Consider the following 23,402-nt stretch of genomic DNA (forward strand, 5'->3'; position numbering starts at 1 on the left):
ACGCAAGTGAGTAAAAGGAGCAGGTCAGATGACTCGCATACACAAATGGCTACCGAAGCTCGCCCTCGTGGCAGCCTCGGTCATGGCGATTTCGGCAACTGCCGGGGCCGCTGAAAAACCCAACATTCTGGTGATCTTCGGCGATGACATTGGCCAGACCAACATCAGTGCCTATTCGATGGGCGTGGTCGGGTACAAGACGCCGAACATCGACCGGATTGCCAAAGAAGGCATGATGTTCACCGACTACTATGCGGAGAACAGCTGCACGGCCGGACGCTCGTCATTCATCACTGGTCAGACGCCGCTGCGTACCGGGCTGTCGAAAGTCGGCGCGCCAGGTGCCTCGGTCGGTCTGCAAAAGCGCGATATCACCATCGCCCAGGCACTTAAGTCCCAGGGTTATGCGACCGGCCAGTTCGGCAAGAACCACTTGGGCGACAAGGATGAATACCTGCCGACCAACCACGGTTTCGACGAGTTCTTCGGCAACCTGTACCACCTCAACGCCGAAGAAGAGCCTGAGCGTCCGTACTGGCCCAAAGACGACCCTGAGTTCGTCAAGGCCAACTCCCCGCGCGGCGTGATCCACAGCTTCGCTGACGGCAAGATCGAAGACACCGGCGCCTTGACCACCAAGCGCATGGAAACCATCGACGACGAAACCACCGCCGCCGCTCAGGCATTCATCGAGAAACAGGCCAAGGCGGACAAACCGTTCTTTGTCTGGATGAACACCACCCGCATGCACTTGTTCACCCACGTACGCGAATCGATGAAGGGCCAGAGCGGCATGCCCGGCAACGAATATGCGGACGGCATGCTGGAACACGACGGCGACGTCGGCAAACTGCTGAAGACCCTCGACGACCTGAAAATCGCCGACAACACCATCGTCGTCTACACCACCGACAACGGCCCGAACCAGTTCTCTTGGCCGGACGCGGCGACCACGCCGTTCCGTAACGAGAAGAACTCCAACTGGGAAGGTGCTTACCGCGTACCGGCGATGATTCGCTGGCCGGGCAAGGTCAAGGCCGGTGAAGTGTCCAACGAGATGTTCTCGGGCATGGACTGGTTCCCGACCCTGCTGGCGGCGGCTGGCGATACCGGTGTGAAAGACAAGCTGCTGAAGGGCTGGGCACCGGTTTCCGGTGGCGCCAACTTCAAAGTGCACCTGGACGGCTACAACCAACTGCCTTACCTGACGGGTCAACAGCCTAAAGGCGAGCGCAAGGAGTTCTACTACTTCAACGACGACGGCGTGCTGGTGTCGATGCGGTGGGATAACTGGAAAGCCGTGTTCTGCGAGCAACGCGCACCAGGCGGTTTCAAGGTCTGGAGCGAACCATTCGTGTGCCTGCGCGTACCGAAAATCTTCAACCTGCGCATGGACCCGTATGAACGCGCCGACATCGTTTCCGATCAGTATTACGACTGGACCACCAAAAACGTTTACCTGGTCGCACAAGCGGTGACCAAGTCTGCGCAATTCCTGCAGACCTTCATCGAGTACCCGCCAAGCCAGAAACCGGCCAGCTTCAGTGTTGACCAGATCCGTGCTGCGGTAGATGCGAAGATCGCTGAAAAAATGAAAGCTGCACAGCCTGCACAGTAAGATCGCGTGACCGCCGCTCGCCTTCACCGGCGAGCGGACTTATTTTCAGCATGAGGCCAGCAAGGTCACAGGCTTTATTGAATCGGAACAAGGCAACCCGCAATGTCCTCACGCGTCGCCAGCAAGTCGTCGACCCTACCTGCCCCGCACACCGTCGCGTCCCCGGCCCTGTTGATTCCCGCCCTGCTGCTGTTCGTCTCCGGCGCCGCCGCGCTGGTGTACCAGGTGCTGTGGATCAAGCAGTTGTCGCTGGTGGTTGGCGTCGAGGTGTATGCGATCACCACGGGCATCAGCGCGTTTTTTGCCGGGCTGGCCCTGGGTGGATTGCTGTTCGGCCGCTGGGCTGATCGCTTGCAGCAACCGGTTCTGCTGTACGCGGGGCTGGAAGTATTGGTGGCGATGCTGGGCGTCGGTGCGACCTTTGCGATGAGCATGGCGGCCAGTCCATTCGCCTGGCTGGAACAGCATATCGGACTCGCCGCATGGGTCTTGCCGTTTGCGCTGGTGGGCATTCCTGCGCTGTTAATGGGGGGGACGCTGCCGGTACTGGTTCGCTCTTTGGCCAGTGACCCGCAATACCTGGGCAAGGCTGGCGGCCAACTCTATGCCGCCAATACCGCCGGCGCGATTGCCGGGACCCTCCTCGCGGCCTTCGTGTTGATCGCCACCCTCGGCGTGCGCGGCAGTGCCTTGGCCGCCGCAATGCTGAACCTGTTGGCCGCCGCTGGTGCGCTGTGGTTTCAACGCCATCGCCCGGCGCCGCTAGAGGCCCCGGTCAAACACCACGTGGCCAAAGCGCCGGATCGCCTGGCGCTGTGGCTGTATTCCATCGCGGGTGGTGTGGCGCTGGGCTACGAAGTGGTCTGGTCGCAATCCATCGTGCAATTCATGAGCACCCGCACCTATGCGTTTGCCGTGGTGCTGGCGACCTACCTCACCGGCTTGTTCCTCGGCAGCGCGCTGCTGGCCCGTCGGGTGGATCGCATTCGTGATCCCTGGGGCGTGTTTGGCTTGCTGATTGCCGGCGCCGGCCTGATCGCATTGCTGGAAGTGGCCTTTCTCGGGCGCTGGCTGGTGTATGTGCAATCCCAGGCCGAAATCGCCGTGTTGGCCATGGGCGCCAGCGAGTTGATGGGCATGAGCGCACGGTTCGCCGTGGCGGCGCTGAGCATCGTGTTCGTTCCGACCGTGTTACTGGGCGCGGCGTTTCCGCTGGCGCTGCGCCTCAGCGTGGGCCATGACCACGTCGGCAAGGATGTCGGGGCCGTTGTTGCGTTCAACACGCTGGGCGGGATTGTCGGCGTGATGCTCTGCGGGTTCCTGCTGATCCCGCTGCTGGGACTGGTACGCACCCTGGGTCTGCTGGCGATTGTCGCTGCCGGAATCGGTTATTTCGCGGTGCGTAAAGGGCATCACGTCAAGAAAGGCCGGCGTCAGGCTGTGGTCGCCCTCGGCCTGTTGTCGGTGGTCGTGGCGGTGTTCACACCAGTCGACAAACTCGCCAGCCTGCTGCCCGGCGCCCGCAACGGTACGTTGGCATTTTATGAAGAAGGACGCGGCGGCACGGTGGCCGTGGTCACACAGGGCAAGGGGCCGAAGACCTTCCAGCGCCTGTATATCCAGGGCGTATCGAACACCGGCGACGCCATGCCATCGCTGCGCTACATGCGGATTCAGGCGCTGTTGCCACTGCTGATCCACAACGGCGAACCGCGCTCGGCGCTGGTGATCGGTTTTGGCACTGGCATCACCGCTGGCGCCCTGACCCGCTATCCGGGGCTGGAACATCGCGTGGTCGCCGAGTTGTTGCCGTCGGTGGTCAAAGCCGCACCGTTGTTCAAAGGCAACTTCAATGCCGCCGCCGACCCGACGGTGGATGTGCGCTTGCGCGACGGCCGCCAGGAACTGCTGCGCAGCCCGCAGAATTACGACTTGATCACCCTCGAACCGCCACCACCCTCCGCCGCCGGCGTGGTGAATCTGTATTCGCGGGATTTCTACCAACTGGCCGCCAGCCGTCTGGAGAAGAAAGGCCTGGTCGCGCAATGGCTGCCGTTGCCGACCCAGAACATTGATGATTCGCGCTCGCTGGTGCGCAGCTTCCTCGACGTTTTCCCCTACGCCACGCTGTGGACCAGCGAGTTCCACGAGATGCTGCTGGTGGGCTCCCTGGAACCTATCGAACTGGACGCAGCGAAGATCAGCCAACGGTTCCAGCAGGAATCCGTGCGCAGCACGATGCAGGATGTGGGCGTCGGTTCAGCCGCGGCATTGCTTGCCACATGGGTGACCGACCGCGCCGGGCTGGAACGGTTTGCCGCCGATGCGCTGCCGGTGACCGATGATCAGCCACGGATCGAATACGCTCCGTGGGTACGCGCCAAGGAAATCAGCCGCGTGCTGCCGGCCCTGCTGGATTTGCGTCAGCCGATACCGTTATTGAATGCCGACGATGGCTTCATCGAACGCATGAACGCCCATCAGCAGCGCCTGATGCAGTTCTATCGGGCGAGTCTGCACGCGTATGACGGTGATCGGGATGCCTGGGCTCGAGACATCCGTGAAGTGATGATGGGTGATGGGGGTAATCCGTATTACCGCTGGTTTGTCGGCGACGGCACGTAAGTCCCGAGGACATTTCGACGCGAAACAGGTAGGGTGCGCAGAATCATATAGCCATCACTGTATCGCGTCGCGGGATTTCATGGAGTTGCACCCCCAATGAGTTGCTGGACCGTCCTGGGCCTGTCGGCCGACGCCGACACGCGCACCATCAAACGCCAATACGCCGCCCTGCTCAAACAGACGCGCCCGGATGAAGACCCCGAGGGATTTCAGCGCCTGCGCGAGGCTTATGAACACGCGCTGAATGCCAAGGAATGGGAACAGTTCAGTGAGCAGGATCCGCGTGAAGAAGCGTCGTGGGACCTGACCGATCTGTCGGGGACACAAATCGACGTGCTGCAACAGGTCACGCGTTCGCTCAACGGCGTCAGCCTCGGTGAGTTGCAGCAACGCCATGCCCTGGCCCTCCAACACGGCGCGCTGGATGTCATGGAAGACGAGGTGCTGCGTCATTGCGTCGAGCATCCCGACACATCCAAAGCCCTGTTGGAATGGGCGATCGAGACTTTCCACTGGTTCAGCGCCTGGCAACGTCTGGAACTCGACGAGGAGCAGATCGAGCAGCTGTTGGCGCAGCAGCGTCAAGGCATCACGCATTATTTGCGCGAGGCACTTGAACGCGAAGACGCCGAAGTTTTTTTGCAAACCTATGCTCAGTGTTTCAGCCATCAATGGCTCAAGGGCGAATACCATCGCCAGTGGTTCAACGGGCTGCTGAGCCAGTTATTGCTGGACAGCCGTTTCTGGTCATCGACGATTTTTGAAGCGGTTTCAACCGGGCAAGGCTGGCATGCCGGGCCCGCCAGCCCCTGTCCGAAAGCCGAATGGCAGCGACTGGTGGACCGTCACGAAGCGCCGATCTTCCTCGCAACGCAACAAACCCTGGCCACCCAACCGGCCGCCACCCCCGTGCATCGTGCCGCTCGCCTGCTGCTGGCGCCGGGCAGTTTCAGTCAACGCCGGGCGTTCGCCCGACGCCTGAGCGAAGAGGATTGGGCGCAGTGCCGTCAGCTGAGCTCAGCGTTGTACGCCAACCTCCCGAAAATCTGCGAAGCCATGCCCGGCGGCACGCCGTTCTTCTGGCGCGAGTGATAACACACCGTCGACAACTGGCCGATCTACCTGGGCATCGTTCTCGCGTGCTTGATCGGTAGCTTTGTTCTATACGCCCCCGATGGAGAGCGCCTCGGGAGCTTGATCGGCGTCGCGGTGTTCTGGTCAGTCATTTTTTCAGCCGGCGGCTGGGTACTGCACTGGCTGATGCATCAGTTGGCGCATCGTGTGTGGTTGCTGGATGATCGACTCAGTGCGTACCTGTTGCCCGGGTTTAACCCGCCACCGTTTGGCGTACTGCGTGACCTGTTACCTTGCACCGTAATGGCTGCGGGCATTGGCAAGGTATATGGCCTGATCGGCAGTGGCGTTTACGTCGCCACGCTGGTGGGTGTGGGTCTGATGCGCCGGTACGATGGCACACTGCGCGTCTCTTGGCAGCCCTCCAGTCCCTGGATCAAACGCAGCCTTGCAGGTGCAGGTATTTTGTTGCTGGTGACGTTGTTGGGTGTGTTCAAAGTGATTTCCAGTCAAGGCACGGTCAATCGCAATCAGGGCCTGCAACAATGGACGGAACGCTTGTGCAGCCGCATGCCGGCCAGTGCCAGCGAATGCGCCGCACCGGCCACGATGGAACAGTGGTACGGCAAGGAGGCCGAACGATGACTCGGGAATGGTTGTTCCCTGTGGGGATATTCTGGGGCGTGATTACCCTGGGGATGATCGGGTCCGGAAAGCCCCTGACGACATTCGACCTGTGGCTGGACAAGCATGATGCGCCCGTCACTGCGCAAGCCAATGCCTTGAGCCCGATCATCAACTGCATCAATCGGATCGACGTGCAATGGCACCTCGCGTACGAGCGTTACACGTCACCGCCGCAACTCGGGGAACCCGTTCAGAACTGGATGGCCAACCAACGTGATTTCGACGATGGCGTTGCCACTACCGTGAACGAGGCACAAAGGGATGTCTGTTCGCCGAAAATCAGCGAGAGACTCTCGATCCTCGGCTATGAAACGTCGCTGGTGACGCTGACAGACGACTACGTGCAGGCGCTGGAACGCGTGACGCCTCTCACGCTGAAAATCCGTTTTTACCAGCAACCGGTTTTCTCACAGCCCACCTATGAATTACCGCCCGAATTCGCCGTGCAGTTTCAGCCCAGGGCTGACGCCTACCTTTTGGCCTCCGCGGTGTTGAGACACCGCGTCGAAACGCTGGACCTTGAACAGCGACGCGAGCAGCTGAAATTGATCGAAGCGCGCCATGGCAAAGACATTCATTGGTACCTGCTGGATTACATGATTCAGGCCAAGGACACACTGAACGTGGTCACTGAGGGGGTCAAAAACCGCAATCTTTCCCCGCAGGCGCTGGCCTTGACCACCGCAGAGCTGCAACGGGCCTGGGATTACCGCCAGCAATTCGACCATGCAGAGTTACCCGAAACGAGAAAACGCAACGAAGTACCGCGCTACCTCTGGGGCCACATCACCGGGCCTGCCCAGAAGTACCTCGATGCCTTGAATACCTTGCACAAAGACTGGCAGGACAAGGCAGAACCTCAGCGATTGAGCGATGACTTTCATGCTGTGACCCGCGGTTATGATTCGCTGGTCAGCCATTACAACCGGATGGCGCGTGTGGATTACTGAGGAATGTGGCGGCTGTCAGGCCGCCTTCGCGAGCAGGCTCGCTCCCACACTGGAGCTGTGGACACCAAAAACCCCCTGTAGGAGTGAGCCTGCTCGCGAAGAGGCCATCAGCCACAGCACATTATTTGGATTTGATCTTCAAATACGACTGATTCAAATCCGACGCCCAGCCATCCATCACGCCTTTGACGTCGTCCGCCTTCATCACCTGCGCATCGTTTTCCAGCGGCTTGCCGGTGCCCTTGCGCACGACCTGGGCGATGACTTTATTGCTGCCGCCATCAAGGAACGCTGCTTCGGTGGCGAGATCGGTTTCCTGATCACGAATACCGCTGGCGGTGCTCACGGCTGCGGCAACCAACGCAATCGGGATCACTTCGTAAGGTTTCAAACCTTCGGTCTTGCTGCTGACCGCAGTAATGGCGGCACGCACCACGATCACACCCGGCCCAGGGCCGGCGGCCAATGGCAGCGACTTGGCCATTTCACGCTTCAGCGCCTGGTCGTAATAACCGGTGATCCCGCTCAGCGTGGCCTGGGGGATTTTTACCGTAGGCTGGGGTGCCGGATAGAGCTGGGTCGGTTCGATATAGACGCTGGTGAACTTGCTGATATCCAGCGCAGGATCGACCCAGCGCATCACCGTCGCGCCGGACGGCGACTTGGCTTCCTGGAGCTGGCTGTAATCCTTGAGGAACCCGGAATACTGCTCCGGCTCGACGACCTTGCTCGCACACCCTGTCACCGCGATTGTGGCGATGCACAACGTGCTCATCATTAACGCAAGCTTCATGCTTGAACTCCTGTTTTTAAGGGCGACCACCCTAGTGCAAAGGCGGTTGGAGTCATAGGCATTTCGCGATAAAAAACTCAAAAAAAACACACATTTCATCTAACGCTGCGAACTCTCTCGCAACGGTCATTTGACAGACGCCCGGCATCCAGCAAAGCTGCACCCAGCTTGATCGCGCGCCTCAAGGCAAACGCACCTGGACTACGGAAGTCGCAATGCCGAAACATAAAAATAAAGCAACAAACCCCAACCCTGATTCGCCACCGAACCTGATTAATCGCTACCTCTTTCCCGTGACCATCGGTGCACTGCTGTTGGCGGTCATCGGCATCGGCTGGTTTCTGCTCAGCAGCACGCCGGCACCGCTGAAACCCGCTGCCGTCGCTACCCCTGTCGCGCAACCGGCCAAACCGCAACCGGTCGCGCTGGCCCCGGCGAAGATGGTCGATGAGCAACAATGCCAGGGCTGCCACAGCGAACAGGTCAAGGACTGGAAAGGCTCCCATCACCAATTGGCGATGCAGGCGGCCAATGCCGAAACGATGCTGGGCGACTTCAATAACGTCACCTTCAAGGCGGAAAACGAGACCACCGTTTTCTCGCGCAAGGACGACGGCTTCTGGGTCAACACGCCGGGGATCGACGGCAAGAACGCCGACTTCAAAGTGGCCTATACCTTCGGCATCGCGCCGTTGCAGCAATACCTGATCGAAGTGGGCGAAGGTCGCTTGCAACCCTTGGGCGTGGCCTGGGATACCGAAAAGCACCGCTGGTTCCACCTCTATCCGGGCCAGGGGGTGAATTTCAAGAACCCGCTGCACTGGAGCAAACCGAGCCAGAACGCCAACTTCATGTGCGTCGAATGCCATACCACCGGCTTCAAACGCAATTTCGATGCGGCGAAAAACACCTTCGACAGCCAATGGAACAGCCTCGGCGTCGGCTGCCAGGCCTGCCACGGCCCGGCCTCCAATCACCTGGAATGGACGGCGAAAAAAGGTGATTTGATTCATGCCGGTTTTGCCGTCGACCTCAAGGACAAGAACGCAACGGTCGAGATCGAAACCTGCGCCCGCTGCCATTCACGCCGTGCACCGCTGAGCGATGGCTACACCGTCGGCAAACGCCTGATGGATGACTACCTGCCGAGCCCCCTGACTCGCGAGTTGTATGCGCTGGACGGCAAGATCAAGGACGAGGTGTTTGAACACGGCTCTTTTGCCCAAAGCAAAATGTTCGACAAGGGCGTGCGCTGCAGCAACTGCCACAACCCGCACAGCACCGAACTCAAGGCGCCGGGCAACGGCGTTTGCCTGCAATGCCACAACACCGCGGGTAAAACGCCGGTGGAAGGCGTCGACGGCAAAGGCCTGCAGGCAAAAAACTACGATTCCGTCGAGCACACCCGCCACACCATGGGTCAGCCGGGTTCGCAGTGCGTGGATTGCCACATGCCCGGCAAATTCTACATGGGCAATGACTTGCGGCATGACCACAGTTTCAGCATTCCCAACCCTGAGCGGGCGAAAAAACTCGGCACCCCGGACGCCTGCCTCACCTGTCACCAGGGCAAGGACGGCGACAAAGTCACCGAACAATTCAAACTGTGGAACAGCGCACCGACCGCACAGGCTCCGCGTTACGACGAAAGCCTGTGGCTGATTCGCAACGGCCAGCCCGGCGCGGCGCAAGCCTTGTATGAGCAACTGCAACGCAGCAACTTGCCAGCGATTCAGCGAGCCACCCTGCTCGCCGAATTGCCGCTGTACCCGAGTGAACAGGCGTTGAAACTGGCCACCAAGGACCTGAGCAATCCCGCGCCACAGGTGCGTGAAAGTGCGGTGCGCGCGATCAGCGCGTTCCTGCCGCCACCTGAGCGGGCGCCGCTGTTGACGCCGTTGCTGACAGACCCGGTGATGGCCGTGCGCATTGCCGCAGCCCGGGACCTGCTGGGTGCCGCTCGCAATGGTTTGGGCGCTGCCCAGGCGAACTGGAACGTGGCGATTGCCGAGTACGAAGCGGCACAGAAGAGCCTGCTGGAACGCGCCGAAGCCAACCTCAACCTGGCGATGCTCTACCAGGCGAGCGGCCGTAACGACCAGGTCGAAGCCTACCTGCGCACGGCGCTCAAGCGCGATCCGGATTTCTACCCGGCGCTGGTGACGCTGGTGCAATGGCTGGAAGCCAATGGCCGTAGCCAGGAGGCGCAGGCGCTGATGGCCCAAGGGCTAAAAGACCACCCGGACGCCGCGTTGTTGCAGCACACCCAGGGCTTGTCGCTGGTGCGCGCGGGCAAGTCGGATCAGGCCATGTCGGCGCTGCGCAAAGCCGCACAACTGGAACCGCAGAACGCGCAATACGGCTACGTACTGGCCGTGGCGTTGCATGACAGCGGCAAGGTCGAAGAGGCCTGCGAAGTGCTGGAACGTTTGCTGAAAGTACAACCGGCCAACCGCAATGCGCGGCTGTCGTTGATCCAGTACTACCTGGACAACGGCCAGGAACCGAAAGCGCAGGTGCTGCTGCAGGGCTGGAAGAAAATGAACATGGGAGATCCGGCGTTGAAATAAATGACCGGCTCCCAATATCTGGAAGCCGAACACTTTGTGGCGAGGGAGCTTGCTCCCGCTCGGCTGCGCAGCAGTCGCTGCTTTCAGGGCCGCTTCGCGCCCCAACGGGAGCAAGCTCCCTCGCCACAGGTTATTTGCCAGTCCTTGCAGACCGCCCTCGTCCTACCACGAAGAACCACTCTTCAACGCCAACTCCCGCCGACTGTTGGCCCGCATCGCCTTGATCAGCGACACCGTGCCCACCAGCAAAATCACTCCTGCAAACAAAAAGTCGATTTTGTACAACTGGAAGTCATTCAGCGGCCCCACCAGCAACACCCTGATCGCCCCGATGCTGACCAGCGTCGCCAGAAAGTCGATGCCCGGCTCGTCGCGATAAAACACATGCAGCAACGGCAGGCCGATCACCAGCAGCAACATCAAGACGATCATCTTGAACGAGCCCTTGCGCTCGACACTGAACGCACACTCATTGGCGGCATAAGGTTTGTAGTCTTCCTCACGCGCCAGCGAGTTTTTCTCGTTGATGTATTCCGCACGGTTGTACTTCTGGATCGGCGTGAAGGTGTTCGACATCTCCATGCTGGTGGTGATGTGCTTGAACTTGAGGTCGATACGATCGTTACCCTTGAGGTAATACAGCACCGGCTTATAGCCGTAGCGGTAGGTGTCGAACGGGAAGTCCGCCGCCCGCCCCTGCACGCCAATGGGGCGGGGGTCGAGTTCGGCATAGGCGCTCTTGTTCAGCGATGACAGGTTACGCGTCAGTGGCTGGACCTTGACCTGTTCAAGGAAGACCGGCGTGACGCCGTACGACCATTGCAAGGGCTCCAGACGCAGGCGCAGCTCGTTGCGGGCCAGGTCGTAGCGGTTGAACGTGCGTTCGGAAACCACTATCGCGCCGCTGATCATGAACTCGCCGCGCAGGTTGTTGGTGATCCGCAGGGTCAGTTGATCCTTGCCCATCGCTGCGCCATCGCTGGCCGGTGGTATGCCGCACCAGGCCGTGCTGTCGAAGGCGCCACCCAACAGCCCGTCGCGGTTGTCCTTGAACACATATACGTAACAGGCCCACAGGGCCAGCATCAGCAGTAGCGATATCAACCCTAAAATCTTTTTACCCGCACTCACACCCGACTCCTTTCTTCACTTGCTCCCTGACAAGTCGCGAACTCTACCAAAATGCCATCATTGCCCCAAGCTAAAACACACCCTGTAGCAGCTATTCAGCGTCGTCTGAACAACGGGCGCGGCTCTATCACCGAACGACCGTACAACACGCTCATCCCCGCCAACCCTTTCAACGCATCCTCAGCCGATTTGTCTTCGCGCACCGCAAAGCTGTCAAAGCCGCATTGGCGCATGTGGCTGAGTTGATCGCGCAGCACATCACCGACTGCGCGCAGTTCGCCGGTCCAGCCCAGGCGAGTGCGCAGCAGGTACGCCTGGCTGTAACCGCGACCGTCTCGAAAGTTCGGAAAATCCAGGGCGATCAACGGCAGTATTGGCATCCACGGCTTGAGGCTTTCCACTTCATCGTCGGGCCCAAGCCACACAGCATGCCCGAAGGGATTTTTCAGCCAGCGGCTCAACGGCAAAATCAGCGAACCCGCAGGCAAATCGTCCTCCGGGTTTCTGACCAGCCACCACGGATCGTCAGCCACAATTCGCGCCACACCCTCCTCCAGTCGCAGCAGATTGTTCATGCCGATTCCTCCAGCACTTTTGGATACACCTGCTCCTTGAACGGCTCCAGTCCAATGCGTTGCAAGGTATCGACGAACAGTTCTTCGCTCTCGCGGTAGCTGACAAAGGTGTGAACGATGCGCTCGATGACCTCAGGCACTTCGGATGCACTGAAGGACGGGCCGATGACCTTGCCCAGTGCGCTGTTCTTGCCCTGGCTGCCGCCGAGGGTGATCTGATACCACTCGCTGCCGTTTTTATCGACGCCCAGAATGCCGATGTTGCCGATGTGGTGGTGACCGCAGGCATTCATGCAACCCGAGATGTTCAGGCTGATGTCGCCCAGGTCGTGAAGGTAATCCAGGTCCTCGAAACGCGCCTGGATGGCGTGGGTGATCGGGATCGATTTAGCGTTGGCCAGCGCACAGAAATCGCCACCGGGGCAGGCAATGATGTCGGTGAGCAAACCGATGTTGGCGCAGCCCAGCCCCTGCTCATCCGCCAGGCACCACAGCGCGTAGAGATCAGCCTTAGGCACGTCCGGCAGCACGATGTTCTGTTCATGGGCGATGCGAATCTCGCCAAAACCAAACCGCTCGGACCACTCGGCCACCGCCGTCATTTGCGCGTCCGTCACGTCACCCGGCGGCGAGGCGATGCCGGGTTTGGTCGACAGCACCACACTGGTGTAACCCGCGACCTTGTGCGGCTGAACGTTGCGCGAGACCCAACGGGCGAAGGCCGGGTTGTCCGCCATGCGCGTGCCAAACGCGAGGTCGACGTCAGACAGCGAGCGATAATCCGGCGGCACAAAGGCATTGGCGACCCGCTCATATTCAGCCTCGGTCAACTGCGCCGGACCGTCCTTGAGGTGCTGCCACTCCTCCTCCACTTCCTTGGCAAAAGCTTCGATCCCCAGGGCTTTGACCAGAATCTTGATCCGCGCCTTGTACTTGTTGTCCCTTCGACCGTAGCGGTTGTAGACCCGCAACACCGCCTCGACATAGGACAACAAATGCTGCCACGGCAAGCCTTCGCGAATCTGCAAGCCAAGGATCGGCGTGCGCCCCAGGCCGCCACCGACGATCACCCGCAACAGCATCTGCCCATCGTCATCACGATAAAGGTACAGGCCGATGTCATGCATCATGATCGCTGCCCGGTCCTGCTCCGCCGAGCAGATGGCGATCTTGAACTTGCGGGGCAGGTACAGGAATTCCGGGTTGATGGTCGACCACTGCCGCAGGATTTCGGCGAGGGGACGCGGGTCCAGCAGTTCGTCCGCCGCGACACCGGCAAACGCTTCGGTGGTGATGTTGCGCACGCAGTTGCCGGACGTCTGGATCGCGTGCATTTCGACCTCGGCCAGGCGTTCGAGAATGTCCGGCACCTGGGCCAGTTCGATCCAGTTGAACTGCATGTTCTGCCGCGTGGTGAAGTGACCGTAGCCGCGGTCGTAATCGCGAGCGATGCTCGCCAGTGTGCGCAGTTGCGTCGCGCTCAACGTGCCATACGGAATCGCCACGCGCAGCATGTAGGCATGTTTTTGCAGGTAGAGACCGTTCTGCAAACGCAACGGCAGAAACTCCTCTTCACTCAACTCACCGGCCATGAAGCGTTCGACCTGATCGCGAAACTGCGCAACCCGCTCGAAGACCAGGGCCCGGTCATAGTCATCGTACTGATACATGTGGCGTCCTCATCAGGGTGGATCGGGCTCTGCGGCCGATTACCGTTTGTGAGGGGGACTATGAACCTGCGGCGCAGCGCGTTACAGATTCACCTGAGCGCTAAAAAACCGTATCAGGCAGTGGTAGATGGCCGCGGGGTTGCCTCATATCTGATCCGCATAAATGAAGTTTTCCTGAGTCTGTTTTGTTTTCGACGGGGTTTCTACAGTGCAAGACTTTGCAACCGTGGAAGCATTGACCATGAGCACAGCAACATTCGGACAGGCCTATAACTACAAGGTCGTCCGCCAATTCATCGTGGCAACCATTGTCTGGGGTGTCGTGGGGATGGCGATGGGGGTGTGGATCGCCTCGCAACTGGTGTGGCCCGAGATGAACCTCGACCTACCGTGGACCACCTTCGGCCGCTTGCGTCCGCTGCACACCAGCCTGGTGATTTTCGGTTTTGCCGGCAGCGCGCAGTTCGCCGCCAGTTACTACGCGGTGCAGCGCACCTGCCAGGTGCGGCTGTACTCCGACACCCTCGCCGCGTTCACGTTTTGGGGCTGGCAATCGGTGATCGTGGTCATGCTGGTCACCCTGCCGCTGGGCTACACCACCACCAAGGAATACGCCGAGATCGAATTCAGCGGCGCGGTGTGGATGACCGTGGTCTGGGTCGCTTACGCCATCGTGTTCTTCACCACCGTGGTGCAGCGCAAGACCAAGCACATTTACGTCGGCAACTGGTTTTTCGGCGCGTTCATCGTGGTGATCGCCATGCTGCACGTGGTCAACCACCTGTCGATCCCGGTGGACTGGTTCAAGTCCTATCCGGTGTATTCCGGGGCGACCGACGCCATGGTGCAGTGGTGGTACGGCCACAACGCGGTGGGCTTTTTCCTGACCACGGGGTTCCTCGGGATGATGTACTACTTCGTGCCGAAACAGGTCGGACGGCCGGTGTATTCCTATCGCCTGTCCATTGTGCATTTCTGGGCGCTGATCACCCTGTACATTTGGGCCGGCCCGCACCACTTGCACTACACCGCGCTGCCGGACTGGGCGCAGTCGCTGGGCATGGCGATGTCGCTGATCCTGCTGGCGCCGAGCTGGGGCGGGATGATCAACGGCATGATGACGCTCTCGGGCGCCTGGCATAAATTGCGCACCGACCCGATCCTGCGCTTCCTCGTGTTGTCCCTGGCCTTCTACGGCATGTCGACCTTCGAAGGGCCGATGATGGCGATCAAGACGGTCAACGCCCTCTCCCACTACACCGACTGGACCATCGGCCACGTTCACGCCGGGGCGCTCGGTTGGGTGGCGATGATTACCTTCGGCGCGGTCTATCACATGGTGCCGAAAGTCTTTGGCCGTGAGCAGATGCACAGCATCGGCCTGATCAACGCGCACTTCTGGCTGGCGACCATCGGCACCGTGCTGTACATCGCCTCGATGTGGGTCAACGGCATCACCCAAGGCCTGATGTGGCGCGCGATCAACGACGACGGCACGTTGACCTACTCCTTCGTCGAAGCCTTGCAGGCCAGCCACCCAGGGTATGTGGTGCGCTTTACCGGCGGCGTGTTCTTCCTCAGCGGCATGCTGTTGATGGCCTACAACACCTGGCGCACCGTGCGCGTTGCGGACGTGACGATGGCTGAACGCGAAGCGCAGATTGCCTGAGGCAAGGAGCCCGAAATGTTTGAAGTGCTACTGAATGTGATGGCGGTGCTGGGGCTTTGGCTCGGGGTTGAGCATTGCCTGAAGCGGGAGACAACGCAGAGCCTGGAGGATGCCAGTCTGATTCCGTTTGCCGATGATCCCGAGGTGGCGCGGCGGGTGGAATTGGCCACCGGGAAGAAGGTGAAGGCAGTCGCACCCGAAGAGACAAAGCCTGGCTGGGGCAACCTAAAAATCTAACCCACCACCTGTCCCCTGTGGGAGCGAGCCTGCTCGCGAAAAGGCCCTGTCAGTCACCATTGATGTTGAATGACACACCGCATTCGCGAGCAAGCCCGCTCCTACAAGGGGTTTTGGGTCAGTCCGGGAGGACCTGGCCGCGATCACGCGGGATCAGGCTCTGTAACTGCTGCGCCAGAAAGTTCGCATCAAACGCAAACGTGTCCGGGTCTTTCAAACCATTGGTCTTGCGCCACTGCCAATTGGTCGACGGCGGCAGGCACACCAGCGAAACGCTGCCATAGCGCGCAGCCGTCAGCCCCATCACCGCCAGGGAAATCTGACCGCCAGTGCCCATCACGTCCGGCACGAACTCCACCGGTTTGCCGGCAATGACAATGGACAGTTTCTCGGTCTTGAACGGCGACGTCTCCACCGGCACGCTCGGCCCCGAAGCCACATACGCCTCGCGGCTCACTTCCAGCAGGTGCGGCGCCTGGACCGGTTCCAGCCACTGCTGGATCTGATCGAACAGCCCACCGATACGCGTCGCCCAAAGCGCCGATTGCGACTCGAACGTCTGCTTTTTGTGCGCTTCGCTTTCTGCGTAGTGGCGAAGCATTTCGCCCAGTTGTTGTACGTCGTCCATTGCGGTGTTCCTTTGGTTGGAGCGGTGCTGCGGACATTGAGCATGGCAGATGCAGGCCGCCGACGTACGACTAAAAGCGCGAGCGGTATTGGCTGGGAGTCATGGCCAGGTGTTTGCGAAAAATGCTGCCCATGTGCGACTGATGGGCGAAACCGCTGTCCAGGGCGATGCTGGCCAACGGCAGGTCCGTGTGTTCGATCATCCGTCGGGCGGCTTGCAGACGCACCTCAACGAGATACGCATGCGGTGTCAGGCCCATGACCCGGGTGAAGTCGCGCAGAAAACGCAGCTCGTTGTGCCCGTAAGTGGCGGCCAATTGGTCCAGCGTCAGCGGTTCATGGAACTGTTCGGCGATCTGATCCAGCACCGGGGCGAACGCTTTGGCGTCAGGTCCGTGTTGCGTCCTCACAGGCGCCTGGTCAATCAGGCCCAGGGCTGTTTGTTCTAGCGCCATCAGATCAGGTTGAGGGGTGAGCAACAGGCATCGGATCTCACGCGCCAACGTCAGCGCCCGTCGATCACCGGCCGACTCAACACGCTGGCTGACAGCAGGCAGCATCTCATTCGCAAACTGCTCATCCAGACGTAGCAACAGGTATTCGCCACCGCTCGCCGACTCGGAAAACACCTCGACACCCACCGGCGTGAACGCCAGCACGCCGGGCATGTGAAATTTCCTGATAGATGACCGTCAAGATCCACGGGATACTCTCGCTAGGTTAGCCATTTCACAGGGAGCACCGCATGCGCACCATCGGCCTTATCGGCGGCATGAGCTGGGAGTCCAGCGCCGAATACTATCGCCTCATCAACCAGCAGGTTCGTGACCGGCTCGGGCCGTTGCGTTCGGCGCAGTTGCTAATGTACAGCGTCGACTTCGGGCCTGTCGAACAGGCCCAGCATGCCGGGCGCTGGGACGATGCGGCGGCGATTCTGGTGGATGCGGCGCGGCGGCTCGAAGCCGGCGGCGCCGAGTGTGTGGTGCTGTGTACCAACACCATGCACAAGGTGGCCGGGCAGATTCAAGCCGCGATCACGGTTCCGTTCCTGCACATCGCCGACCCGACCGGTCAGGCAGCCGTCGATGCCGGTGCGCTGAAGGTCGGGTTGCTCGGGACCGCGTTCACCATGGAACAGGATTTTCTCAAGGATCGCCTGAGCGCGATGGGTTTGACGGTGCTGGTGCCGGAAGCCGAGGAACGCAACGCCGTGCACCGGATCATCTACGACGAGTTGTGCGTCGGGGTAATCAGTGAAACGTCGCGCAAGGTTTATCAGCAAGTGATCGAATCGCTGACCCGGCGCGGAGCCCAGGCGATCATCCTCGGTTGCACGGAGATCGGCATGCTGATCAAACCCGAGCACAGCGCCCTGCCCCTGCTCGACACCACCGAACTGCATGCGCAGGCGGCGGTGGCGTTTGCACTGGGCGACTGAGTCAATCGGCGTTGGGCATGCGACGCAGACGCGCCATGCTCAAGGTGTCGACCAGTCGGCCGTCACGCACGGCGTAGTCACGGAACAGGCCTTCGGTCTCGAAACCGAACTTTCGGTACAGACCGATGGCCGCTTCGTTGTCGGCGTACACCGAAAGCTCGACCCGTCGCAGGTTCATCCAGTTGTCGGCGATGTCCAGCACCGCCGCCAACAGCGTCGAACCCACGCCTTTGCCCTGCCATGCCACCGCGACGCCCATGCCGATACTGCCGGCATGGCTGCGGCGGATCCGCGAGAACTGTTCCAGGCCAATGTTGCCGATGACCGTGCCCTGATGCAGCGCGACCAGTTTCACCAGGCGCTCGTTATCCGAGGCCAGGCGTTGGCGCCAGATCTCGGTGGATTGAAACGGCATTTGCAGGACCTGACGGGTAATCGCCGGATCGTTGTAGAGCGCGGTGACGCCGTCGATGTGGGCTTCGCTGAAACGTTCGAGGGTGATGACCGGTTCGGTGGCGGGCATGGGTGATTCATCCTTGATGCAGACATGGCCGCTTACGATACAACGCATTCTTTCGGCATGGCGAGAACCAAATGTGGGAGCGAGCCTGCTCGCGAAGGCGGCGGCACATTCAGTATTGATGTGACTGATCCACCGCTTTCGCGAGCAGGCTCGCTCCCACATTTTTGATCGTTGTTAACCTTCGAACCACTCCCGGCGTTCGTTGAAGGTGTTCTGGATCAGTTCGACGATCATCTGCACGTCGGCCTGACCTTGGGTGTCGGCATTCACCGCCATCCACACCTGACGCTGCATCGGCTGTTCGAACAGTTCAGGCAACGCAATCAATCCGCGGTCGAATTGACTGATGTAGCGTGGCAGCAACCCGATGCAGGCACTGCAGCGGATCATCTCCAGCATCAGTTCGTAGGAATGCAACTGCACCACGCCGGCCAGACGCTGATCTACCACGCTGTTCCACGGCCGAAAACTCTCGACCTGACGGTCATGCTGCCACTGCACAAGCATGAAGTCGGCCAGATCATCGAGGCTGTCTGGCCGCGCCGCGACCCGTGAATAGCGTTTGGCGATGTGCGGCAGGTACTCCAGACGCGCCAGTCGCTGCGGCTCGCTGACCGCAAAACTCGGCCCCGGCAGCGGCGAATCCGTGCCGGCCAGCCACAGCACCACATCGGCGCTGATGGCTTGCAGGCTCAGTTCACTGTCGAGGGTGATGATGTCCAGGCGCACGCTGGCGTTGCGGCGCAACAAGGCGACCAGATCACGGCCGAGGATGTCGTGCAGGATCGACTCGGCCACCGCCAGGCGAATCAGCGGTTGCTCGATCACCGGCGCATCGCGCTCATGGGCCAGCGCGATCAGCTGCGCCTGAAGCGCCAAGCCTTCACGACTCAGGGCCAGGCCATTGTCCTGGTGATTGAACAGCGAACACTGCAATTGCGACTCAAGCTGCGCCAGGTGTTTGCGTAGCTGCGTGGATTTGATATTGAGGCTGCGGGCGGCCTGCATGAAGCACCCGCAACGGGCGCTCACCCGGAAGGATTGCGCCAGCACCGGGTCGATACCGGCAGCGTAGGTGGATACCATCAATGACATCTGTGACTCCCTGTCGATCGATCCTTGAAAACCTCATCCTGCGCAGCGTTTATGAACCTCATGTGACACCGGACGCGGATAATCGATTCAGCCGCCAGGGGTTTGCCGAAAACTCACCGCCAGGCGATTCCAGCTGTTGATGGTGGTCACGGCAATCGTCAAATCGACCAGCTCCGCTTCGCTGAATTGCTCCCTCGCCAGTGCAAAAACGTCATCCGGCACATGGCTTTCGGAGAGCAGCGTCACCGCTTCGGTCCAGGCCAGCGCCGCCCGCTCCCGAGGGTTGAAGAAGCCGCTGTCGCGCCACACGACGATTGAATACAAGCGCCGATCGGTCTCGCCCAGGCGCCGTGCGTCCACCGAGTGCATGTCGGTGCAGAAGGCGCAGCCGTTGAGCTGCGAGGCGCGGATCTTGATCAGGTGCAGCAACGCAGGCTCGATACTGAGGTTGCTGGTCAAGGCTTCCATGGCAATCATCGCTTTCATCGCTTTGGGCGACGCGCTGTAGTAATCCAGGCGGGAACTCATGGGGCGACCTCGTGACGCGATGATGTGTAGTTCACGGTAGCCGTCGAGGCCGCGGCGCGACAGATCCAATTCTGCGAAATAACCGTGGACCACTCGGCGCCAGTCCAATCCCGGGTTTTTCACCTGCGCAACTTCTGCACGGCCGCGCATGCGGGTAATCTGGCGCGACGCACACGCGCCTCAACCGCTGCAGGAGCCCCGCCGGTATGGAACTTCATGTTGTCATCAACGGCCGCAAGGACCTGACGGGCCAGTTGTACAACCAGTTGCGCAGCGCCATCGAATCCGGGCGCCTCGCCGCCGGGACGCAGCTGCCGCCCAGCCGCTTGCTGGCCGAACAGCTGGGGATTTCGCGCAAGACCATTTCCGACACCTACGCGCAGTTGACCTACGAAAACTACCTGACCGGGGTGATCGGCAAAGGCACTTACGTGAATGCGCGGCCCTCGAAAATCGTCCGCAAACAGAGCCATTCCGAGCTGGCGAGTTTTGAGGTCATCGAATCCTGGCGCAAGCTGCCGGTGTTCCTGCGGCATCCGACGCTGGAAGGCTCGTTGCGTTATGACTTCATTGGCGGCGCCACCAGCAAGGGCCAGTTCCCGCAGGATGACTGGCGTCGCTGCACCTCCCATGCCTTGCGCCAGATCGCCGGCTCCAAGGGCTTCTACAGCCTGCCCGAGGGCCTGCCGGCGCTACGCAACGCCATCGCCCGGCACATCGCGTTCTCGCGCGGGGTCAATTGCCAGGACGAAGACGTGGTGGTGTGCAATGGCGCACAACAGGCGCTGGACCTGATTTCCCGGGTGATCACGCGGCCCGGCAGCATCGTCGCCATGGAAGACCCCGGTTACCCGCCGGCACGCCTGTTGTTTGGTTCGCACGGTGCCACGGTAATCGGTGTGCCGGTGGACGCAGAAGGCATTCAGGTCGACAAAATTCCCCTCGGCACGCGGCTGATCTACGTCACACCGTCCCATCAGTTCCCGCTCGGCCTGCCGATGAGCCAGGAACGCCGGGTGGCGCTGCTGGAACGCGCCTATGAACTGGGCGCGATCATCATCGAGGACGATTACGACAGCGAATTTCGCTACGAAGGCCGCCCTACCGATTCGCTGCAAAGCATGGATGAGCGCGGGATCGTCGCGTACGTCGGGACCTTCTCGAAAACCCTGCTGCCGGAGTTGCGGCTCGGCTATGCGATTTTGCCGCCGGCGATTCTTGAAGCGGTGATCCGCGCCAAGCAACTCACCGACCTGCACACGTCGACGATGCCGCAGTGGGCATTGGCCAAATTCATCGCCGAAGGCTGCCTGCTCAAGCATATCCGCCGCTGCCACACGATCTATGCCGGGCGTCGCGAACGCATCCTGGCGCGCATGGCGGGCGATCTGTCGCCGTGGTTCGAGCCAGTGCCGACCACGGCCGGGTTCCACATGGTGGTGATGTGCAAAGTGCCTATCGATCTGGCACTGGTGATTGAATTGGCGAAAAAGGTCGAAGTCGGGCTCTATTCGATCGAGGCCTTTTACTTTCAGCAAGCGCCACAGGACGGGCTTTTGTTGGGTTTTGGTGCCATTGACACGCTGGACATAGACACCGCCCTGGACCGTCTACGCGACATTTTGCAGCAGGTGGCCTGACGGATTGGTCTGGGCCTTTACCGGGCGATTGGCTATTGGCGGTCCGGCGTTGCAGGCCTATCCTGCCTAAGCGTTATCCCTCAATGAGCAGGATTCGTCCGGCCTGATTCAGGAGTGTGGGCAATGTCCAACGAAGTGATCAATACCGTACAGGTGCAGGCCGCCGCCGGCCGCTCGGATGAACTGGGCAAGCAACTGCAAAAGATTGTCGAAACCCTGCGCGAACTACCGGGCTGCGACTCCTATATGGTCGACCGCTGCCCCGAGGACACCAACCGCTGGACCGTCAGCTCGCGCTGGCAATCGGAAGCGGCGATGCACTCGCATTTCAACTGCCCGGAAGTCCAGGGCTTTATCGGCCTGATTGACAATCAACTGGCGAACGCCGTGGATTTCAACAGCTTCCCGATCCGCTAGAACACCCTGTAGCAGCTATCCCTGTGGCGAGCTCGCTCGCCCCAGGGGCTCATCGATTGGACTGGATTGGTCCCCTCACCTTCGCGAATATTGGCTGTTTGATTGGTCCACCCTGCGGACTATCGTTGTTGCTGACGATAACCACCGCAGGTAATGAACCATGAAAGCTTTGCGTTTCCTTGCTGCCCCGCTCGCTGTCCTCGCCCTGACCGCTTCAGTCAGCGCGCTCGCCCACGAAGGCCCTTCAGAAAAGGTCACGGTGCTGCAGGACGAATTGCTGAAAAACGTCCCCGGCAAAAAAGCCATGATGATCGAAGTCGACTACAAGCCTGGCCAATCCTCGATTGCCCATAAGCATGAAGGCACGGCCATGGCGTACGTGATTTCCGGCTCGATCACTTCTCAGGTGAAGGGTGAAAAAGCGATCACCTACAAGGCCGGCCAATACTGGTACGAGCCGGCAGGATCGGAACATCTGGTCTCGAAAAACGCCAGCGCCACTAAGCCCGCCAAATTGTTGGTGTTCATGGTGTTGTCGCCTGATGAGAAAGTGTTGATCCCATTGGAAAACTGATGGCTGAACGTACAGCTATAAATAAAAAGGCCCAAACTTCGATTTCGGGCCTTTTTATTTCTGGAAGCAATCAAACGCCCCTGTTTAAACCAAATAAAACTATTGGCCTGCCTATAAGCCCACTTATTGGTTATTTAATTCAGCAAAGACAGGTTTAGTCTGGAATCACCGCCGGGCAATACCGGCACTTAAACTTCACGACTTCAAGTTGTTTCACGGGAGTAACACCATGAAACTTGCGCTTGTCAGTACCTTGACGATGACGGTTGTTTTAACAGGCTGCTCGATCCCCACCGCCCCAACTGCGGTCTCTTCGCTGGACGGCATCTTTACCGCGCCTGTTGGCCGCAGCAACGCCACGAGCATTCCTAATGGCCATGACGTGTCGTTGGGCATCATCTACAGCCAAAACACCCAGACCAATCGCGCCTACCTGCAGGATTACCAGGCCAACGCAGGCACCGGTTTCGGCCAGAGTTTGTTGGTCCAGCCGATTCATGACGCCTTCGTCGCCACTTCCAAGCCTGACCTGGCCGTGGATTGGGTCAAGGCCTCGTTGCAGCGCCAGTTCGGCTCGGTCACGGTGTACCCGGACATGCAAAGCCTCAAGGCGGCGAAACCGGACGTGGTGGCGATTGTCGACAGTCGCAGCCAGTTGATGACCTCGCGTAGTTCGGATTTAGCGGCGGATGTCAGCGCAGACTTTTACGACTCTAATCTCAACTATATTGGCACTGCACAAGGGCATGATGCGAAAGCGCTGACGCCTCTTTGGGCGGACTTTAAACCTAGTTCAGAGATAGTGGCGGATATTAACGAGCAGCAGAATGTGCAAGTTAGGGCATTGCAGAAGTTTGACCAGTCGCTCAGTAATTTATTGACCAGCCCGACAGATAAAGTGTCGATGCTGGATAGTAATTCGGGCCGGAAGTTGTATTGAGGCTTAAGGCCCCTTCGCGAG

Annotated in this window: 23 protein-coding genes; 14 read left to right on the plus strand and 9 right to left on the minus strand. The window is 60.0% G+C overall.

The features are described from left to right. Positions 1-28: 28 nt before the first annotated feature. The 5 genes from AC07N8_RS00420 (at position 29) to AC07N8_RS00440 (ending at position 6,954) form a co-directional block, all read left to right on the plus strand. A complete protein-coding gene (locus tag AC07N8_RS00420) occupies positions 29-1,618 on the plus strand; it encodes an arylsulfatase (RefSeq protein ID WP_483842154.1) in 1,590 nt (529 codons plus the stop codon). A 102-nt stretch (positions 1,619-1,720) separates the two neighbouring features. After that, positions 1,721-4,243: a fused MFS/spermidine synthase gene (locus tag AC07N8_RS00425; protein ID WP_493144785.1), complete on the plus strand. Its 2,523-nt coding sequence runs from the start codon at positions 1,721-1,723 to the stop codon at positions 4,241-4,243. A 96-nt stretch (positions 4,244-4,339) separates the two neighbouring features. Next, on the plus strand, positions 4,340-5,335 hold the full coding sequence (locus tag AC07N8_RS00430; protein ID WP_493144787.1) for a J domain-containing protein: 996 nt from the start codon (positions 4,340-4,342) through the stop codon (positions 5,333-5,335). 102 nt (positions 5,336-5,437) lie between these two features. Next, positions 5,438-5,962 (plus strand): hypothetical protein, encoded by a 525-nt coding sequence (locus tag AC07N8_RS00435; protein ID WP_493144788.1) that lies wholly within the window; start codon positions 5,438-5,440, stop codon positions 5,960-5,962. After that, positions 5,959-6,954, plus strand: coding sequence for a DUF3829 domain-containing protein (locus AC07N8_RS00440; RefSeq protein WP_493144790.1), 996 nt, complete (start codon positions 5,959-5,961; stop codon positions 6,952-6,954). Before AC07N8_RS00435 ends, AC07N8_RS00440 begins: the two co-directional genes overlap by 4 nt. Before the next feature lie 121 nt (positions 6,955-7,075). On the opposite strand, the gene AC07N8_RS00445 is transcribed toward AC07N8_RS00440, so the two are convergent. Further along, complete coding sequence (locus AC07N8_RS00445; RefSeq protein WP_483842158.1) at positions 7,076-7,747, minus strand: DUF3313 domain-containing protein; 672 nt, start codon at positions 7,745-7,747, stop codon at positions 7,076-7,078. 215 nt (positions 7,748-7,962) lie between these two features. Between AC07N8_RS00445 and AC07N8_RS00450 the strand changes: the two genes are divergently transcribed. Beyond that, positions 7,963-10,317 (plus strand): tetratricopeptide repeat protein, encoded by a 2,355-nt coding sequence (locus AC07N8_RS00450; RefSeq protein WP_493144792.1) that lies wholly within the window; start codon positions 7,963-7,965, stop codon positions 10,315-10,317. Between the two features lie 162 nt (positions 10,318-10,479). On the opposite strand, the gene AC07N8_RS00455 is transcribed toward AC07N8_RS00450, so the two are convergent. From AC07N8_RS00455 to AC07N8_RS00465, 3 genes are all read right to left on the minus strand, one after another. Further along, a complete protein-coding gene (locus AC07N8_RS00455; RefSeq protein ID WP_493144794.1) occupies positions 10,480-11,448 on the minus strand; it encodes a hypothetical protein in 969 nt (322 codons plus the stop codon). Positions 11,449-11,543: 95 nt separating this feature from the next. Then, positions 11,544-12,023: a DUF934 domain-containing protein gene (locus AC07N8_RS00460; RefSeq protein ID WP_483842161.1), complete on the minus strand. Its 480-nt coding sequence runs from the start codon at positions 12,021-12,023 to the stop codon at positions 11,544-11,546. Beyond that, on the minus strand, positions 12,020-13,693 hold the full coding sequence (locus AC07N8_RS00465; RefSeq protein WP_493144796.1) for a nitrite/sulfite reductase: 1,674 nt from the start codon (positions 13,691-13,693) through the stop codon (positions 12,020-12,022). Before AC07N8_RS00465 ends, AC07N8_RS00460 begins: the two co-directional genes overlap by 4 nt. A 241-nt stretch (positions 13,694-13,934) precedes the next feature. Here AC07N8_RS00465 and ccoN point away from each other — a divergent pair, with 241 nt between their 5' ends. Next, a complete protein-coding gene (gene ccoN, locus AC07N8_RS00470) occupies positions 13,935-15,362 on the plus strand; it encodes a cytochrome-c oxidase, cbb3-type subunit I (protein WP_493144798.1) in 1,428 nt (475 codons plus the stop codon). Positions 15,363-15,377: 15 nt separating this feature from the next. Then, a complete protein-coding gene (locus AC07N8_RS00475) occupies positions 15,378-15,599 on the plus strand; it encodes a cbb3-type cytochrome c oxidase subunit 3 (RefSeq protein ID WP_493144800.1) in 222 nt (73 codons plus the stop codon). A 118-nt stretch (positions 15,600-15,717) separates the two neighbouring features. Here AC07N8_RS00475 and AC07N8_RS00480 read toward each other — a convergent pair whose 3' ends face one another. Both AC07N8_RS00480 and AC07N8_RS00485 read right to left on the minus strand, forming a co-directional pair. Then, positions 15,718-16,227 carry a hypothetical protein gene (locus AC07N8_RS00480; RefSeq protein ID WP_493144802.1) on the minus strand — a complete coding sequence of 170 codons (510 nt, stop codon included), beginning with the start codon at positions 16,225-16,227 and terminating at the stop codon, positions 15,718-15,720. A 70-nt stretch (positions 16,228-16,297) separates the two neighbouring features. Further along, complete coding sequence (locus tag AC07N8_RS00485) at positions 16,298-16,894, minus strand: helix-turn-helix domain-containing protein (protein ID WP_493144804.1); 597 nt, start codon at positions 16,892-16,894, stop codon at positions 16,298-16,300. A 77-nt stretch (positions 16,895-16,971) separates the two neighbouring features. Between AC07N8_RS00485 and AC07N8_RS00490 the strand changes: the two genes are divergently transcribed. Beyond that, complete coding sequence (locus tag AC07N8_RS00490) at positions 16,972-17,664, plus strand: aspartate/glutamate racemase family protein (protein ID WP_483842167.1); 693 nt, start codon at positions 16,972-16,974, stop codon at positions 17,662-17,664. Between the two features lies 1 nt (position 17,665). Here the strand turns inward: AC07N8_RS00490 and AC07N8_RS00495 are convergent, their stop codons facing one another. From AC07N8_RS00495 to AC07N8_RS00505, 3 genes are all read right to left on the minus strand, one after another. Next, positions 17,666-18,187 carry a GNAT family N-acetyltransferase gene (locus tag AC07N8_RS00495; protein WP_493144807.1) on the minus strand — a complete coding sequence of 174 codons (522 nt, stop codon included), beginning with the start codon at positions 18,185-18,187 and terminating at the stop codon, positions 17,666-17,668. 174 nt (positions 18,188-18,361) lie between these two features. Next, positions 18,362-19,282, minus strand: a complete 921-nt coding sequence (locus AC07N8_RS00500) for a LysR substrate-binding domain-containing protein (protein ID WP_493144809.1) — start codon at positions 19,280-19,282, stop codon at positions 18,362-18,364. Positions 19,283-19,369: 87 nt separating this feature from the next. Next, positions 19,370-19,810, minus strand: a complete 441-nt coding sequence (locus tag AC07N8_RS00505) for a carboxymuconolactone decarboxylase family protein (RefSeq protein WP_027923433.1) — start codon at positions 19,808-19,810, stop codon at positions 19,370-19,372. Between the two features lie 206 nt (positions 19,811-20,016). On the opposite strand from AC07N8_RS00505, the gene pdxR reads away from it, so the two are divergent. The 5 genes from pdxR to AC07N8_RS00530 all read left to right on the plus strand — a co-directional run bounded on the left by pdxR (position 20,017) and on the right by AC07N8_RS00530 (position 23,381). Further along, positions 20,017-21,450 carry a MocR-like pyridoxine biosynthesis transcription factor PdxR gene (gene pdxR, locus AC07N8_RS00510; RefSeq protein ID WP_493144811.1) on the plus strand — a complete coding sequence of 478 codons (1,434 nt, stop codon included), beginning with the start codon at positions 20,017-20,019 and terminating at the stop codon, positions 21,448-21,450. Positions 21,451-21,573: 123 nt separating this feature from the next. After that, on the plus strand, positions 21,574-21,867 hold the full coding sequence (locus AC07N8_RS00515) for an antibiotic biosynthesis monooxygenase family protein (protein WP_483842171.1): 294 nt from the start codon (positions 21,574-21,576) through the stop codon (positions 21,865-21,867). A gap of 160 nt (positions 21,868-22,027) precedes the next feature. Further along, the gene (locus tag AC07N8_RS00520; protein WP_483842172.1) at positions 22,028-22,441 is read left to right on the plus strand and encodes a cupin domain-containing protein; all 414 of its coding nucleotides are present in this window, start codon (positions 22,028-22,030) and stop codon (positions 22,439-22,441) included. Then, positions 22,441-22,599, plus strand: a complete 159-nt coding sequence (locus AC07N8_RS00525) for a hypothetical protein (RefSeq protein ID WP_483842173.1) — start codon at positions 22,441-22,443, stop codon at positions 22,597-22,599. Before AC07N8_RS00520 ends, AC07N8_RS00525 begins: the two co-directional genes overlap by 1 nt. A 71-nt stretch (positions 22,600-22,670) precedes the next feature. Then, a complete protein-coding gene (locus tag AC07N8_RS00530; protein WP_493144814.1) occupies positions 22,671-23,381 on the plus strand; it encodes an ATPase in 711 nt (236 codons plus the stop codon). Positions 23,382-23,402 lie beyond the last annotated feature (21 nt).

This window comes from Pseudomonas sp. GW821-FHT10C09 (assembly GCF_059415465.1).